This is a genomic window from Vibrio sp. GLN_1 (assembly GCF_043106015.1).
Lineage (GTDB): Bacteria > Pseudomonadota > Gammaproteobacteria > Enterobacterales > Vibrionaceae > Vibrio > Vibrio parahaemolyticus.
Window position 1 is genome coordinate 17100 of the sequence record NZ_JBICMD010000028.1, and the last position, 14962, is coordinate 32061.

The window sequence follows — 14962 nt, forward strand, 5'->3', positions numbered from 1 at the left end:
GTTTGCCGAGCACTTATCAAGTATAAATATTTCAATAAGGTATATGATGAATAGAAAAGGAATTTGGTATTCATGAGGTATACCCCAACTCTTAAGCTAAGCACGCGGCTGGTGGCTTTTGTCACCATGATCGTTATATGCGCAATGTTTATCTTGTTTGTCGGCGGCACCCTCTCTTTCAAACGACTTGGGCAAGAATATCTTACCCACTACTTGGAAGGGATTGTCGAGGTTGTTGATAAAGAGATGGAAGATCCTGATGCAGCTTATTCTATGCAGCGTTGGATGCCCAAAATGTTGCAAGCAAGCAACATCGTTGAAATGACGCTCTCGACAAACAACGCCGTCGTTTATCGGTTCAAAGACACTTCGCATCAAATAGAAGCGTCGGCCTTGTTTGAAACTGAGTACCAGTTAACTCACAATCAAGACTATGTCATCCGCTTTAAAGCCATCCCTCCTTACTTAGGTTACAGCTACTCCATGCAGGCGTTGTGGTCGATCACTCTCGCCGTTATTTTGATCATCTTTTGTTTGATGCGCGGTGTTGCGTGGCTAAAAGAGCAGCTTGCTGGTTCAGAAATGCTGGAAGAGCGAGGAAGAATGATCTTGGCGGGGCGAGTTGAGCAATACGCCAAGGGAGATAAAAAAGAGTGGCCTTACACCGCGAGTGAAGCACTTGACGTGTTGATTGAAGAATTACAGGATGCGCGCCAGGAGCGCAGCCGCTTTGATACCTTTATCCGCACTCAAACTTTTCTCGATAAGCTCACTGGAACAGCCAATCGAGTGCTCTTTGATAGCAAGCTGGAATCGGCTCTTTTAGAGAGTGGCGCACGTGGCGCGGTCTTGCTGATTCGTATTCAAGATTGGAAGCTCGTGGAAGAAGAGCAAGATAAGCAAATCACCGATGAGTTTATTGTTGAAGTCGGCAGCTTGTTATCCAATTTAGTGCAGCGTTACCCAGACGTGGTGTTCTCTCGTTATTACGATGCCGATTTTGCACTGTTCTTACCTCATCAAAGCGCCAAAGATGTTGCCAACTTGGCCTCACAATGTATTCGTCAACTAGAGAAACTTACGCCGCCAGATCCGCTCGACCCCGACAACTGGTGCCATATTGGTATCACTATGTACAAAGAGGGAGAGCGACACAGCCAAATTATTGATGAGGCGGAAACGGCACTCAGAAGTGCGCAGCTACAAAACAACAATAACTGGAGCCGTTTTAAGAAATGGAACCACGATGAAGAAGCGCGCGGAAGTGTGAGATGGCGTACGTTATTTGATACGGCACTTACATCAGAAAATGTGATACTCTACGCACAATCGGTTCACTCAATAAGTGATGCGACGCATAAAAAAGCCTTACACGAAGAGTTAACATGTCGAATTCGGGATCCTGAAAATGGCATTGTTAAAGCGTCCCGGTTTATCTCTGCTATCAGACAAGTGGGCTATGAAGCTCAAATGGATAGAGCTGTACTTCATAAATTCTTAAAAGACTTTAAAGAGAATTTTGACAGCTCTAAAAATTATGCTCTAAATCTAAATGTGACGCCTTTTTCGAGTCGCGAATACTTCAAGTGGTTTCGTGATGAACTCTTACAGTTGTCACGCGAGCAGAGAAAGTGTCTCAATTTTGAGTTTGTGGAAGCACAATTTGTAAGACACTTAGACTTTATGCGACCAGTCGCTAAAATGCTGGCCGGTTTGGGATGCCATCTCATGGTGGGGCAAGCGGGACGAACCATCGTCAGCACTCACTACCTAAAAGAAGTGGACATTCGTTATCTCAAGCTTCATCGCAGCTTGGTAGCAAAAATCGATCAGCGACATGAGAACCAGCTTTTTGTCCGCAGTATGCTAGGTGCAGCGGCGAACAGCAAAACCAAAATCATAGCAGTGGGAATTGAGAATCAACAAGAGCTAAACACGCTTCTTGAATTAGGTGTGTACGGCGGACAAGGACGCTATTTTTCTGCAGAGCAGCAATATCTTCCTCGCCCACAAACAGCGCAACATTCTCAATCAGAATCCCAAGTTAAATTGGGAAGACGAAATCGCTGGCGGAAAAAATAAAGATAATAATCATGGAATTTAAAGCAGTATTCGACAAGCTGATGCGATCATCTGGTGGTGGTCGCTCTTGTTTTTTGGTTATTCAGCCAGACGCAGTTTATTTATCATCACCAGCTAAAAGTGGCCGTCCGTCTCAGTTTGAAATTTCTGAATCAAATTGGGAACGCGCTGTTGAGCAAGCGTTAAGCGTTGCCGCGAGTGCTTATGATTCTCTGACCGTAGTGCTGTCACACAACTACTATCAGATGTATCAAATCGACAAGCCAGCCATGCCACGCCAAGAGTGGTCGGTGGCGCTGCCGTTTTTACTCAAAGAGCTTATTTCTGAGCGTGCCATCGACATCATCGCTGATGCGGTAGAGCTACCAAACTCAAGTAAAGTGCAAGCTTATGTTTTATCAAGAAAGATGCTTGATAAAATTGTGCTACTGGCTAGTCGTGCTCAATTGCCGTTAGAAGCGATCATTCCGGAAGATGATGTTTGGGGTGATACCGCTGGTGAGCTTGGTAACTTTTTGTTGCTGCAACGCAGCGCGCGTGGGCATTTCCGCATCAGTGCTTTTGTTGAGCACACCATTGCATTTCATCGTTCGATTCGTAGCGTGACACCTCCTCTTACTGGCGTACCGTCAAGCGAGCTACAGATGGACAGTTTGTCTCTGGAGCTGCAACGTTCGATAGATTACCTCTCTGCTCAGCTTCGTCAGGTTCAGTTACACCAATTGAAAGTGTGCTGTGATGAAGAAGATGAGAACGAATTGGTTCAGTCGCTTAACTACCGCTTAAGCACCAAAGTATCGTCACTACTGCCTGAAGAACATGAACTCTCTGGTCATGTGCTTGCGGATGCGGCGGCGGCGTCTACAAATCGACGCGTCAATCTATATCCTGATCATTTAAAGCCGAAAAAAGATCTCCTTACGCTAAAAAATGTGGCGATTTCTTGGGGTGCGGCTGCGGCAGTGATTCTGTTGTCTTACGGCTACGTGTCTTGGCAAAGTGAAGGTTTGGAAGATGAAATCGCGATTGTGAAAGGCAAGGGCGATATTCTTAAGTCTGACTTAGATTACTACCAAGTGAAGCTGCGTAAGCATCAGCCTGATCCAAATAAGTTAGCGGCCAAAGCGCGTCTAGAGCGTGAAGTCAAAGCTAAGCGAGACTCCTTGAAAGCGGTGGGCAAGTACGATGATTCGCAACGCACGGGTTACTCAGGTGTGATGCAGTCATTAGCAAAATTGGGCAACCAAGAAATCTCTTTATCCGAAATTCGCATCAACAACAACATCTTGGATTTAAAAGGCTTAGCGAAAGCTCCGAGTTCAGTGCCGAGTTGGGTAAGCCAGTTCAAGAATGAGATCAGTCTTGTTGGGAGAACATTTGACGACGTGAAAATCGGTCGCAATGAGAAAGACATAGTGACGTTTGAGTTGAAAACGCGCGAGGATAAAGAGAAATGAACGAATTCTGGAGCTCATTAGAAGAGCGCTTTGGAGACATGAGCGCGCGCGAGAAAATGCTGGTGGCGCTGTGTGGCTTCGTGACTGTAGTTATGTTGCTGTTTACGTTGGTGCTAGAACCTAAGCTCAATCAGATCTCAAACAATGAAAGACAGCTGAGTAACTTAAAGCAGTCAAACCAAAAAACAGAAATTGATATTTTACGTGTTAAGGCTCAATTGAAGAAAGATCCAAACGCAGATATTGATTTGGAAATTTCCAACCTGTTGACGGAAAGTCAGCATCTTTCGATGCAGTTGTCGCAAATTATTGAACACTTGGTAACGCCTTCACAAATGGCGGGCGTATTAGAGAGCGTATTAGAGCAGCAAAGTGGCATTCACTTGGTGTCATTGCAGACTCTGCCATCTGAGCCGATCACAGAAGATAAAGAAGCATCACAATACTCTGGCTACTACGTACACCCAGTACGCATGGAGCTAACTGGTGACTACTTTTCTATCGCCAACTACTTAAACAAGTTAGAGAGCTTACCTGCCAGCTATTTTTGGCGTAGCTTCAGTTACAAAGTAGAAGAATATCCAAAAGCGAAATTAGTGCTTGAAGTGTACACATTAGGTTCTCGAGAGGAGTTTATCGGTGGTTAAAAAACTCATTATCTCAATCGCGGCTATCGCCTTGTCTGGTTCAGTCTTGGCAAATCAGGATCCAACTGCACCCCTTGGTTGGCAAAAACCAGCAGAGGTGTCTGCTAAGCCCAAAGCGAAACAATACCGCTTGCCGACACTGAACAGCATTGTCTGTAAGCCGAATACCGAATGTGTCGCAATCATGAATAACCGGCTTGTCGAACAGGGTGAACTGTTTAACGGTTATCGAGTAGCAAGCATCAATAGTGAATTTGTAACTTTAAAGCGTGGTAGCCGTCAGTGGAACCTTGAGCTTTTTGGTTTAAACGTAAAAAAATAATAACCAGAGCCTGATCAGATATGCGCAAATTAGTTGTAGGAATAACGATTGCTTCTTTAATGGGATGTTCGATGGGTCACCGCGATCCGGTTGAAGTGAAGCAAGCTCTCAATGAATCTATCAATCAAGCGAATAGCCGCGCGTTGGAGGAAATTCCTTCTTCGGTAGAAGCGGATCTTATGCCTAACTTAGACTCCAATGTTTCTTCCGATAACGGAACGTCAAAGCGTTTTCGTATCCAAGCCAATGCAGTAGAGGCGAGAAGTTTCTTTGCTTCATTGGTAAAAGGGACAGAATACAGCGTTGCGATTCATCCAGCGGTTCAAGGCAATATCACGGTCAACCTTTCTGACGTGACATTAGATGAAGTGCTTAGCGTTGTACAAAACATGTACGGTTACGATGTCATGAAATCGGGCAAAGTAATCCAAGTTTATCCGGCAGGTATGCGTACGGTGACGATTCCAGTCGACTACCTACAGTTTAAACGCTCAGGTCGCTCACTGACGAGCATTGTCACGGGCTCCGTTACTTCGGCTGGTACGTCCAATTCTGGTGGTAGCTCTGACAGCTCAGACTCTTCAGATTCCAACAACAGCAATAACGGCAATGATAGCTCGACGACATCAACAGGCGGAACGCGCATTGAAACCATCACCGAAAGTGATTTTTGGCCAATGTTGCAACAAGCGGTGGCGAACTTAATTGGTTCGGGTAAAGGCCAAAGTGTGGTAGTTACGCCACAAGCTGGTGTGATCACCGTGCGAGCTTTCCCTGATGATATTCGTGAAGTGCGTGAGTTTTTGGGTGTGTCTCAAGAACGAATGCAACGCCAAGTGATTCTTGAAGCGAAAATCTTAGAAGTCACGCTTAGCGATGGTTACCAGCAAGGTATTAACTGGTCGAACTTATCGGCGTCAATTGGTAACTCAGGCAGTATCATTGTTAATCGCCCCGCTTCTGCTCTGCCTCCATTAGATGCGATTGGTACGCTTCTTGGCGGTCAAACCAACGTTACGATATCTGATGGTAACTTCGAAGCTGTATTAAACTTTATGTCGACGCAAGGCGACCTCAATGTACTCTCAAGCCCACGTATTACGGCGGCGAACAACCAAAAATCAGTGATCAAAGTTGGTACCGATCAGTACTTCGTAACTGAGCTTTCCAGTAATGCGGGTAATGGTGAAAACTCTAATGCGGTTCCTGAAGTAGAACTGACGCCATTCTTCTCGGGCATTTCACTTGATGTGACGCCACAAATCGACAACAAGGGCAACGTGTTCTTGCATGTGCATCCAGCGGTCATTGAAGTCACAGAAGAAGTGAAGCAGTTAAATCTTGGTGGTGATTTTCAAAACATTCAATTGCCTTTGGCAAAAAGCTCGATTCGAGAATCAGATTCGGTCATTCGTGCGAAAGATGGCGATGTTGTGGTTATCGGTGGCTTGATGAAGCAACAAAATGTCGAGCAAGTGTCAAAAGTCCCATTCCTTGGCGACGTGCCAGCTCTGGGTCACTTGTTCCGCAACACTTCGAATGTGACGCAAAAAACCGAGCTAGTTATTCTGCTTAAACCGACCGTTGTTGGCGTGAACTCTTGGCAAAAAGAGCTAGAGCGCTCGCGTGATTTGCTGCAAGAGTGGTTCCCTGATGCGCAATAAGCGCAGAAGAAACGTTAGCTTTTCAAAGAGTTTGTGATTCGTTATGTACTTGTCGCATTTTGGATTTCGAGTTCAGCCTTTCTCACTGACCCCAAATACGGAAATGTTTTTGGGGTTAGTGCCTCACTATGAGGCGATTCAAACCATCTTAGCTGCCGTGCAGATGGGTGAAGGGGTGATTAAGGTGACAGGTGAAGTTGGTACGGGCAAAACCATGGTTTGTCGCAAGCTGATTGAACAGATCGAATCGCAAGTGGAATTGGTCTATCTACCCAATCCTGTGCTCAACGGAGAGCAATTGCAGTTTGCCGTGGCAAGAGAGCTAGGTATTGATAATGACGATCCATTGCGCATTGTTTCTTTAATTCAAGAACACTTGATTCGTGTGCATTCAACCGGGAAGAAAACCGTTCTGATCGTCGATGAAGCTCAAGCTCTTTCTCCTGAGGCTTTAGAAACACTGCGCTTGTTCGGCAATTTAGAAACCGAGCAAGACAAATTGATTCAGTTGGTACTTTTCGGTCAGCCTGAATTGGATGAACGCTTGTCCATGCACGAATTACGGCAGTTTCGTCAACGCATTACGTTCAGTTGTGGGCTGCGTCCGTTGTCTGTCGATGAAGGGGTTGCGTACATCAATAATCGCTTAGACAAAGCGGGTAATGGGGCGCACATTTTCTCCATTGAACAGAAAAAAGCGATTTGGCGTTCAGCCATGGGCATACCAAGGTTAATCAACCAAATTAGCCATAAAGCTCTGTTAGCTGCGTTTAACGACCGTTGTACCTTACTGAAAAATCATCACGTTTATGCGGCCATGCACGATACGTTTGATGCCCGTAAACCTAAGTTTAAAACACCCGTATTTTGGGGATGGAGTCAACCTTGAGTGCCATCAATAAAGCATTATCTGAACTTGCTGAAAAAACATCACCGAGTGAACTTACTCGTGCTGAGATTCCGAATGTCTCACGCAGTAAGCCTTGGCTGTGGTTGGTTGCTGGTTTTTCATTAAGTCTTGCCGTAGGCGGCTGGGCTGTGTCCCAAGGCCCTGCACCTTCGGATGAGATCACATCGTTCCAACCAAGCGCAACGCAACCTTTAGACACCACTAATGCTGACCGTCTGGCATCTTCTCCTACCAATAAGATGACGCCAGAAACCAGCAACGTGGTTTATTCTAAACTTGTAGAAAAACCGCAAGCTGTTGCAGCATTACCAACGCCTCAACCTAGTGAGGGCGTATTTGGTTCACGTGCGGATGCGGATATGAGTTCAGACGCTCCGATGCTGATCGCACAAGTAGCGAATGCACCGAGCAATACGACCACCAATTTGGTTGAAGAGAGTTCAATGCGCATTGAGCAAGTTGAACTTTCACACCGTCAGTTATCGTTGAAAGCGATCAGTCGAGCAGAAAAAGCCATTGATGCAAACGATATGGAAACGGCGCTTTCTGCTTATACCGAAGCATTGCGTTATGAACCAAGTAATATCGAAACGCGTCAAAAGCTGGCGGCGCTTTATTTCGGTAAAGGTGATACCAGAAAGTCTTACGAAATCCTGCAAGAAGGCATCAACCTTGATAAGGATAACCAACCGCTAAGACTCGCGTTGTCGAAGCTATTGGTTAAAGCCAATCAGCCTTCTGCGGCACTGAGCCCACTGGTTCACTTGCCTCCAATGCCGAGTCGAGATTACTTGGCAATGCGCGCAGCCCTTGCGCAGAAACAAAAACAAAACGACATCGCATTAGAAAGTTACCTGCTACTGACTCAACGCGAGCCAGACAATGCCCGCTGGTGGCTTGGTTTGGCGATTCAGCAAGAGCGAGCGCTCACTTTTACTGCTGCGATTAACTCTTACAACGAAGCGTTAGGTAAAGTAGGGATCTCGAATCAGTCGCAAGCTTTCATTCGCGATCGATTAACCATCTTAAAGCAACTGGAGAGCACACAATGAAAATTCAGTTGAGAAAACGCTTAGGTGACCTACTCGTTGAAGAAGGCATCGTATCGGAAGATCAAATCCAGCAAGCTCTATCAGCTCAGCGCAGTACCGGACAAAAATTAGGTGATGCCCTGATTGACCTCGGGTTTATTACCGAAAAGCAAATGCTGGAGTTTTTGTCTCAGCAACTAGGATTACCGTTGATCGATCTTGGACGTGCTCCAGTGGATGCGGATGCGGTGCAAATACTGCCAGAAGTGCATGCTCGTCGCTTACGTGCAATGGTGGTGGCTCGTAATGGTGACACTTTACGTGTTGCGATGAGTGATCCGGCGGATCTGTTTACCCAAGAGTCTTTAATGAACTTGCTAGGTGAGTACAACCTTGAGTTCATCATAGCCTCTGAGCGTCAGTTGATCAGCAGTTTCGACCGTTACTACCGCCGTACCAAAGAGATCGCGTCCTTTGCTGAGCAGTTACAAGCCGAGCACCAAGACGTACAAAGCTTTGACTATGGCATCGATGAAGCCGACAGTGAAGAAGTCACCGTTGTAAAACTGGTTAATTCGATGTTTGAAGACGCGGTGCAAGTTGGTGCATCGGATATCCATATCGAACCAGACGATAAAGTCCTGCGTTTACGCCAGCGTGTCGATGGTGTGCTGCATGAAACCATTCTGAACGAAGTGAACATCGCTTCTGCATTGGTATTACGCCTTAAATTGATGGCGCACTTGGATATTTCTGAGAAGCGTCTGCCGCAAGATGGTCGCTTCAACATCAAAGTTCGTGGCCAATCGATTGATATTCGTATGTCGACGTTACCGACTCAGTACGGTGAATCGGTCGTAATGCGTCTGCTTAACCAGTCGTCAGGTTTACGTCCATTAGAAGAATCGGGTTTACCGCCTGAGCTACTGGCGCGCTTGCGTCGTCAGTTATCTCGTCCTCATGGCATGATTTTGGTAACCGGCCCTACGGGATCGGGTAAAACCACGACACTTTACGGCGCGTTGAGTGAGCTCAATGAACCGGGTAAAAAGATCATCACCGCAGAAGATCCGGTGGAATACCGTTTACCACGTATCACGCAAGTACAGATCAACAGCAAGATCGACCTGACATTTTCACGCGTTCTACGCACCTTCTTACGCCAAGACCCAGACATCATTTTGATTGGTGAGATGCGTGATCAAGAGACGGTAGAGATTGGCTTGCGAGCAGCACTAACCGGCCACTTAGTATTGAGTACGTTGCACACCAACGATGCGGTCGACAGCGCACTGCGTATGATCGACATGGGAGCGCCAGGCTATCTCGTTGCCAGTGCCGTGCGTGCCGTTGTAGCTCAGCGATTGGTTCGCCGTGTTTGTCCAGATTGTAAAACTCAAGATCATCTCGATGAGTCGCGTCAACAATGGTTAGCGGGGCGTTTTCCAAATCAAGTTGGGGTGACTTTCCACAAAGGAGCAGGTTGTCAAAACTGTAATTTGACGGGGTATCGAGGTCGAATCGGTGTGTTTGAAATGCTTGAGCTGGAACATGAGATGATGGACAAGCTGCGTGCGAATGATGCGGTTGGCTTTGCACAAGCGGCTCGACGTTCAGAAAACTACAAACCGCTTCTTGCCTCAGCAATGGAGCTTGCACTGCAAGGTGCTGTGAGCCTAGATGAAGTGATGACCCTCGGCGAGGGTGACGCTTCGGGTAAAACTGATCCCATTTTCATGTAGGTAAGTGAATGCCAACTTTTCGTTATCAAGGCCGCACATTAGACGGCTCATCAACCAGTGGCAAAATCGATGCGGTGAATTCAGAAGCCGCAGCGGAAGCGTTGATGAATAAAGGGATCATCCCGCTCAATCTGCGCTTAGAGAAAGAAGGCGTAAAGAACCACGTTAGTTTGTCTAAATTGTTGGTTCCTGCCATTCCACTGGAAGTGATTATCCTGTTTTCTCGTCAGTTGTTCAGCTTAACTAAAGCTGGTGTGCCTTTGCTGCGCTCAATGCGCGGCTTGCTGCAAAACTGTGAAAACAAACAGCTTAAAGAAGCGCTAGAAGATGTGGTTTCTGAGTTGAGTAATGGTCGTGGCTTGTCGTCTGCGATGCAGCCGCACAACAAAGTGTTTAGTCCGTTATTCGTTTCCATGATCAACGTGGGTGAGAATACCGGTCGACTCGATGAGGCATTGCTGCAGCTAGCAAACTATTATGAGCAAGAGCTAGAAACACGTAAACGCATTAAAGCCGCGATGCGCTATCCGACGTTCGTTATCGTATTTATTACCATCGCCATGTTCATTCTGAACATTCTGGTTATCCCCGAGTTTGCATCGATGTTTACTCGTTTTGGGGTTGAGTTGCCGCTTCCAACTCGGATCTTGATTGCGACGTCCAACTTCTTTGTTCACTACTGGGGATTGCTCATTGCCGCTATGGTCGGTGCATTCTTTGTGTTCAAAGCTTGGGTTGCGACAGCAGATGGGCGGGAGAAGTTTGATAAATTTCGCCTCCGCTTACCAATCGTTGGCGATATCGTAAATCGCGCTCAATTGTCGCGCTTTGCTCGAACATTCTCGTTGATGTTGAAATCAGGTGTGCCGCTCAACCAATCTTTGGCACTTGCTGGTGAAGCATTGGGTAACCGCTTTTTAGAAAATCGAATTTTAGAGATGAAAGCAGCCATCGAAGCGGGTAGCACCATCTCTGTTACAGCCATCAACAGCAATATTTTTACGCCATTAGTTATTCAAATGATTGCAGTTGGTGAAGAAACGGGTCGTATTGATGAACTTTTGCTCGAAGTCTCAGATTTTTATGATCGAGAAGTGGATTATGACCTTAAAACACTGACGGCAAGAATAGAACCGTTACTTTTGGTCATTGTCGCTGGGATGGTGATGGTACTTGCATTGGGTATTTTCTTACCAATGTGGGGGATGCTGGACATCATCAAAGGCGGCTAATGCGTGGTTGAGAATCAAAGCCGAGCAACGCTCATTATGTTTGGCTTAGTTGCGGTCATCATCGTGGTTGGAATGGCTATTAAATTGCAGCCAGTCACTGAAGAAGCACAAGCGACAGGTGCCAAACTCGCAAAGGTTTGGATGCTAGACAGTGTTCAGCGTTATCACCAAGCGTGGTTAGTGCAAGGTGAGCCCAATCATATGGAAATGGATGGTTTTCAACTCACCATGACTGAAGGGGGATTGGTGTCGCCGTTCACACAACAAGGCGTACTCGATTGCGGATATTGGTTAGCTGTTCATTACCCGCAACGTAAGATTATGGCTAGTGAGTTATTAGATATTAGCGGAACAATCAAAAGTAATCGTTATATCTGCAACTATACTTACGAAAGTGGCCAAACAATTTTAGTTATGTCTACCGCTAATCGACTGATAATAGACGTCGAAATGTCGGCGGAGTGAATTTTTTGACACTTAAGTACTATAAATGGGAATGAAAGTCGGTATAATGCAAACATTACCATAAGCCTAAGGTTGTAATAAAAGGTAAACCATAAAATGATTACCTTTGTTATCAAACCTTTTCGGAATAATGGCGATTCGTCATTCTGCTCAAGCGGTAGATACAGTATCCACTTCACGGTCAGTTTTAGTGAACGTTGCTGCTCCAAACCGTTTTGACAATATCCAAAATGGTCGCGTGACCTAAACGAAACCTTGCAGTCACACTGCATGCTTACATAGAGAGAGTAAACAATGAAAAGACAAGGTGGTTTCACCCTTATCGAACTAGTAGTGGTTATTGTAATCCTAGGTATTCTAGCGGTAACTGCAGCACCACGTTTCCTTAACCTGCAAGATGATGCTCGTGACGCTACGCTGGAAGGCTTGAGTGGTGCGATAGCTGGTGGTATGGGAATTTCATTTGGTAAGGCCGCTATTGATGGTATCGAGAAAGCTCAATGGGTAAAAGGTACTGCAGAGAACAAAATTGGAGATGTTCAACATTCTTACGGCTACCCTATTGCATCTAATACAGACGGTATTGGTAAAACAATTGATCAATCAGGTGAGTTTATTGTACTTAGCACTGACGGTGCAATGGGTACTGATGGTTCAATTGTTTATGGTATTGAAAACTATAAAGGAAGTTGTGTTCGTTACACTGAAGCAAGTTCGACAGAACCAGCTAAAGTTGTTGTCGTGGTGCCTGAAAAGAATAACGAACCTAAAACTGCTTGCGATAAAAAATCCTCATCATAAGATACGGATAGGCCAGCTAGCCTGGCCTTTAACCCTTTATTTTTGATTAATCTTGGAATGGTTCCTATGCGTAAATCATCAGGTTTGAGTGCAATAGAATTTGTGGTTGTGCTGATTATCTTAGGTGTGCTCGGCTATGTGCTATTACCAAGATTTATCAGCTTCGAGCCAGAAACTTACGAAGCAAAGTGGGAGCAAACCAAGCAAACCGCTGAGCACGTTTCTGAAACGCTAAGCAACAAAGAAACGTATGATCGAATTGAAGAAGAAATTGGTCGTTCAAAGGGGCAAAATAACTAGACATTGGTTATTTGTTCATCTGTTCACACTTCGAATCGAAAAATTATAAATCTATCATTATTCTCATAATTTCATCGTATACTTATCTCGCTTGTTCTAAGCCTAAGGTTGGGTTATGAAAATTCGCAGCTCTGCATTAGGATTTACTTTAATGGAGTTAATCCTAGTGGTTGTCCTCCTCTCTATCCTTTCATTTTTTGCAGCCAGTCGTTTTATGGGCTCTAGCAGTTTCTCTGCATATACATTACAAGAACGAGTGATTTCTGTGATTCGCCAAGTACAGGTGAATCGTATGCAGTCTAATGTTGCAAGTCCTGATAACAATTTTCGTTTGCAAGTTTCTAGCTCATGTGTTGGTTCGGTTGCTGCCTGTGAACTAACAGATAGTGCACAAGATGCCCGTAGTGACGTGGTTATCGATAAGTCCGCAAAGTTTTCCGTTATCAGCGGTGCCGCAAGTACAATTAATTTTAACCTTCTCGGCAATCCTGTCAGTGGTGCTGTAAACATCTTAATTGAAGATAAGCATGGTCGAAGCCGCTGCCAAGTTGAAATTAATTCTCAAGGTTACGTTTCTAAAGGTACATGCTCATGAAGAAATCTAGTGGCATGACTTTAATAGAAATGATCATCGCGATTGTTTTAATGGGTATTGCGATGGTGGCGTTTACTTCTTTTCTTGTCCCTCAAATTCGAGACTCAGCCATACCCCATTATCAAACTCGTGCCGCTGCATTAGGCCAAGGTTTTATGTCACAGATCCTCGCGCGTGGTTTTGATCACAACAGTGATTTTACTGGCGGGTTAGTGCGCTGCGGTGAGACCGTCCTTGGTGGTACGGATTGTTCCACAAGCCTTGGGGCAGATAGCGGTGAATCAAATCCAGCCAGTTTTAATGATGTCGATGACTATATTGGTTGCTGGTATACACAAACCACCAAGGTGAACTGCGAATCGACCACACAGCGCCAGTTAAGCAATGTACTCGGAACCTCAATGGAAAGTGACTATAAAAACTTTCGCGTAGAGGTGGAGGTTAATTATGTTAGCGGCGATGGCTCGCTTGCCAATGCTGCAACCGATTATAAGCGCGTCACCATGACCATTTACCCCGGGCAGACTCAGCCTTTAACACTGTCTGCGATACGGGGGAACTACTAATGAAGCCTCGTGGTTTTACCTTGATGGAGATGGTCATCACGATAGTGGTGGGTAGCATCATCATGCTTGGTATCGCAGGTTATTTGCAGCTTGGTGCGAAAGGTTATGCCGATACCATCGACAGGCAAAGGCTACAGACTCAAGCCCAATTTGTGATTGAGAAAATATCCCGAGAGATTCGCCATGCGGTGCCAAATAGTTTTTTTATCGATGAGGATGATAAAAGTTGCTTGCAGTTTATGCCCATAAAGCACTCGGGTTTTTACGCTATCGCAGGTGACGACATTGAGTTTGTGGTTGGCTTTTTTGGTGATGCTCCTAAATTTAATGGGGGCTTAAAAATGGTGATTAACCCAACGCGGCATAGTGATTTAAGCTCATCTACTCATAGTGTGGATGTGGGCTCTACTACCATAGACTCAAATAAGTCTTATAAGATTTTGAAGGGGGCAGAAGTTTTGACTAGCCGCTCTGTCTCTAATCGACACTACATTTATGATCCATCGGCGATAATTAACTACTGCTTTGTCGGATCTGAGATACAACGCAATAACCAAACTATTGCAGATGGCATGGTTTACGCAGATGACCAATCTCAAAGTCGTTTTCAATATGACGATAGTTCGCTTCACCGAGGTGGGCTGGTCCACCTAAGATTGGTGTTTGAGCAATCCGGTGAAAAGAGTGTGTACCAACAAGATGTGCAGGTGTTAAATGTTCCGTAATCACCAACAAGGCAATGTACTAATCGTGACTCTGTTTGTCATTCTTGTGATGGGCTATTTAGCGGCATCTTTAATGAAGGTGAGTTGGTCGAACCAAAGCGGAGTAACACGGGAGTTTTTGGGGACTAAAGCATGGCTTACCGCTCAGTCGAGTAATGACTGGCTGTTAACGCAGTTTTTTCCCGTTGGTCTATCGGCGGCCGTAGTGAGTGTGTGTGACGATATTAAAGATGGCTCGCTAGCACCGGACAGCGGTTTATTCGACAAGGGATGCCAAATTACTAAGTTGGATTGCCAAAATGCTGGGGTATTAACCGATAATGGTGAGAGTGTTGGCCTTTATGCAATCAAAAGCGTGGCAAGTTGTGGTTCTGGTTTATCACAAGTTCAGCGACAGCAAGAAGTTTGGGTGAGGGAGTAGAA

16 protein-coding genes are annotated in these 14962 nt (G+C 45.5%); all 16 read left to right on the plus strand.

What is annotated here, in order from left to right; genetic code table 11:
* Positions 1 to 72: 72 nt before the first annotated feature.
* The 16 genes from csrD (at position 73) to ACF8OV_RS12475 (ending at position 14960) form a co-directional block, all read left to right on the plus strand.
* Positions 73 to 2082, plus strand: coding sequence for an RNase E specificity factor CsrD (gene csrD / locus ACF8OV_RS12400; protein ID WP_011106082.1), 2010 nt, complete (start codon positions 73 to 75; stop codon positions 2080 to 2082).
* A gap of 11 nt (positions 2083 to 2093) precedes the next feature.
* Positions 2094 to 3539: a hypothetical protein gene (locus tag ACF8OV_RS12405; protein WP_021454231.1), complete on the plus strand. Its 1446-nt coding sequence runs from the start codon at positions 2094 to 2096 to the stop codon at positions 3537 to 3539.
* The gene (gene gspM, locus ACF8OV_RS12410) at positions 3536 to 4186 is read left to right on the plus strand and encodes a type II secretion system protein GspM (RefSeq protein ID WP_005497276.1); all 651 of its coding nucleotides are present in this window, start codon (positions 3536 to 3538) and stop codon (positions 4184 to 4186) included. The genes ACF8OV_RS12405 and gspM overlap by 4 nt, the downstream gene beginning before the upstream one ends.
* The gene (locus ACF8OV_RS12415; RefSeq protein WP_005481006.1) at positions 4179 to 4508 is read left to right on the plus strand and encodes an MSHA biogenesis protein MshK; all 330 of its coding nucleotides are present in this window, start codon (positions 4179 to 4181) and stop codon (positions 4506 to 4508) included. The genes gspM and ACF8OV_RS12415 overlap by 8 nt, the downstream gene beginning before the upstream one ends.
* Positions 4509 to 4528: 20 nt before the next feature.
* Positions 4529 to 6172 (plus strand): pilus (MSHA type) biogenesis protein MshL, encoded by a 1644-nt coding sequence (mshL, locus tag ACF8OV_RS12420; RefSeq protein ID WP_005456314.1) that lies wholly within the window; start codon positions 4529 to 4531, stop codon positions 6170 to 6172.
* Positions 6173 to 6215: 43 nt separating this feature from the next.
* Positions 6216 to 7061, plus strand: coding sequence for an ExeA family protein (locus ACF8OV_RS12425; RefSeq protein ID WP_005456312.1), 846 nt, complete (start codon positions 6216 to 6218; stop codon positions 7059 to 7061).
* Positions 7058 to 8134, plus strand: a complete 1077-nt coding sequence (locus tag ACF8OV_RS12430; RefSeq protein ID WP_203505098.1) for a lipopolysaccharide assembly protein LapB — start codon at positions 7058 to 7060, stop codon at positions 8132 to 8134. The genes ACF8OV_RS12425 and ACF8OV_RS12430 overlap by 4 nt, the downstream gene beginning before the upstream one ends.
* The gene (locus ACF8OV_RS12435; RefSeq protein ID WP_005456306.1) at positions 8131 to 9855 is read left to right on the plus strand and encodes a GspE/PulE family protein; all 1725 of its coding nucleotides are present in this window, start codon (positions 8131 to 8133) and stop codon (positions 9853 to 9855) included. Before ACF8OV_RS12430 ends, ACF8OV_RS12435 begins: the two co-directional genes overlap by 4 nt.
* Positions 9856 to 9863: 8 nt before the next feature.
* Positions 9864 to 11087 carry a type II secretion system F family protein gene (locus ACF8OV_RS12440; RefSeq protein ID WP_021484749.1) on the plus strand — a complete coding sequence of 408 codons (1224 nt, stop codon included), beginning with the start codon at positions 9864 to 9866 and terminating at the stop codon, positions 11085 to 11087.
* 3 nt (positions 11088 to 11090) lie between these two features.
* A complete protein-coding gene (locus ACF8OV_RS12445) occupies positions 11091 to 11552 on the plus strand; it encodes an MSHA biogenesis protein MshF (protein WP_203505100.1) in 462 nt (153 codons plus the stop codon).
* 294 nt (positions 11553 to 11846) lie between these two features.
* A complete protein-coding gene (locus ACF8OV_RS12450; protein WP_140126035.1) occupies positions 11847 to 12353 on the plus strand; it encodes a type II secretion system protein in 507 nt (168 codons plus the stop codon).
* Positions 12354 to 12419: 66 nt separating this feature from the next.
* Positions 12420 to 12653, plus strand: coding sequence for a type II secretion system protein (locus ACF8OV_RS12455; protein ID WP_025795972.1), 234 nt, complete (start codon positions 12420 to 12422; stop codon positions 12651 to 12653).
* 115 nt (positions 12654 to 12768) lie between these two features.
* Entirely contained in the window at positions 12769 to 13248 is a 480-nt protein-coding gene (locus ACF8OV_RS12460) for a type II secretion system protein (protein ID WP_182023913.1), read from the plus strand.
* The gene (locus ACF8OV_RS12465) at positions 13245 to 13814 is read left to right on the plus strand and encodes a prepilin-type N-terminal cleavage/methylation domain-containing protein (protein ID WP_182023912.1); all 570 of its coding nucleotides are present in this window, start codon (positions 13245 to 13247) and stop codon (positions 13812 to 13814) included. Before ACF8OV_RS12460 ends, ACF8OV_RS12465 begins: the two co-directional genes overlap by 4 nt.
* The gene (locus tag ACF8OV_RS12470) at positions 13814 to 14539 is read left to right on the plus strand and encodes a PilW family protein (RefSeq protein WP_203505102.1); all 726 of its coding nucleotides are present in this window, start codon (positions 13814 to 13816) and stop codon (positions 14537 to 14539) included. The genes ACF8OV_RS12465 and ACF8OV_RS12470 overlap by 1 nt, the downstream gene beginning before the upstream one ends.
* Positions 14529 to 14960 carry an MSHA biogenesis protein MshP gene (locus ACF8OV_RS12475; protein WP_203505104.1) on the plus strand — a complete coding sequence of 144 codons (432 nt, stop codon included), beginning with the start codon at positions 14529 to 14531 and terminating at the stop codon, positions 14958 to 14960. The genes ACF8OV_RS12470 and ACF8OV_RS12475 overlap by 11 nt, the downstream gene beginning before the upstream one ends.
* Positions 14961 to 14962 lie beyond the last annotated feature (2 nt).

Coding starts and splice junctions, on each gene's coding strand:
- csrD (WP_011106082.1), top strand. CDS start 73: ATGAGGTATACCCCAACTCTTAAGCTAAGCACGCGGCTGGTGGCTTTT.
- ACF8OV_RS12405 (WP_021454231.1), top strand. CDS start 2,094: ATGGAATTTAAAGCAGTATTCGACAAGCTGATGCGATCATCTGGTGGT.
- gspM (WP_005497276.1), top strand. CDS start 3,536: ATGAACGAATTCTGGAGCTCATTAGAAGAGCGCTTTGGAGACATGAGC.
- mshL (WP_005456314.1), top strand. CDS start 4,529: ATGCGCAAATTAGTTGTAGGAATAACGATTGCTTCTTTAATGGGATGT.
- ACF8OV_RS12425 (WP_005456312.1), top strand. CDS start 6,216: ATGTACTTGTCGCATTTTGGATTTCGAGTTCAGCCTTTCTCACTGACC.
- ACF8OV_RS12435 (WP_005456306.1), top strand. CDS start 8,131: ATGAAAATTCAGTTGAGAAAACGCTTAGGTGACCTACTCGTTGAAGAA.
- ACF8OV_RS12440 (WP_021484749.1), top strand. CDS start 9,864: ATGCCAACTTTTCGTTATCAAGGCCGCACATTAGACGGCTCATCAACC.
- ACF8OV_RS12450 (WP_140126035.1), top strand. CDS start 11,847: ATGAAAAGACAAGGTGGTTTCACCCTTATCGAACTAGTAGTGGTTATT.
- ACF8OV_RS12455 (WP_025795972.1), top strand. CDS start 12,420: ATGCGTAAATCATCAGGTTTGAGTGCAATAGAATTTGTGGTTGTGCTG.
- ACF8OV_RS12460 (WP_182023913.1), top strand. CDS start 12,769: ATGAAAATTCGCAGCTCTGCATTAGGATTTACTTTAATGGAGTTAATC.
- ACF8OV_RS12465 (WP_182023912.1), top strand. CDS start 13,245: ATGAAGAAATCTAGTGGCATGACTTTAATAGAAATGATCATCGCGATT.
- ACF8OV_RS12470 (WP_203505102.1), top strand. CDS start 13,814: ATGAAGCCTCGTGGTTTTACCTTGATGGAGATGGTCATCACGATAGTG.
- ACF8OV_RS12475 (WP_203505104.1), top strand. CDS start 14,529: ATGTTCCGTAATCACCAACAAGGCAATGTACTAATCGTGACTCTGTTT.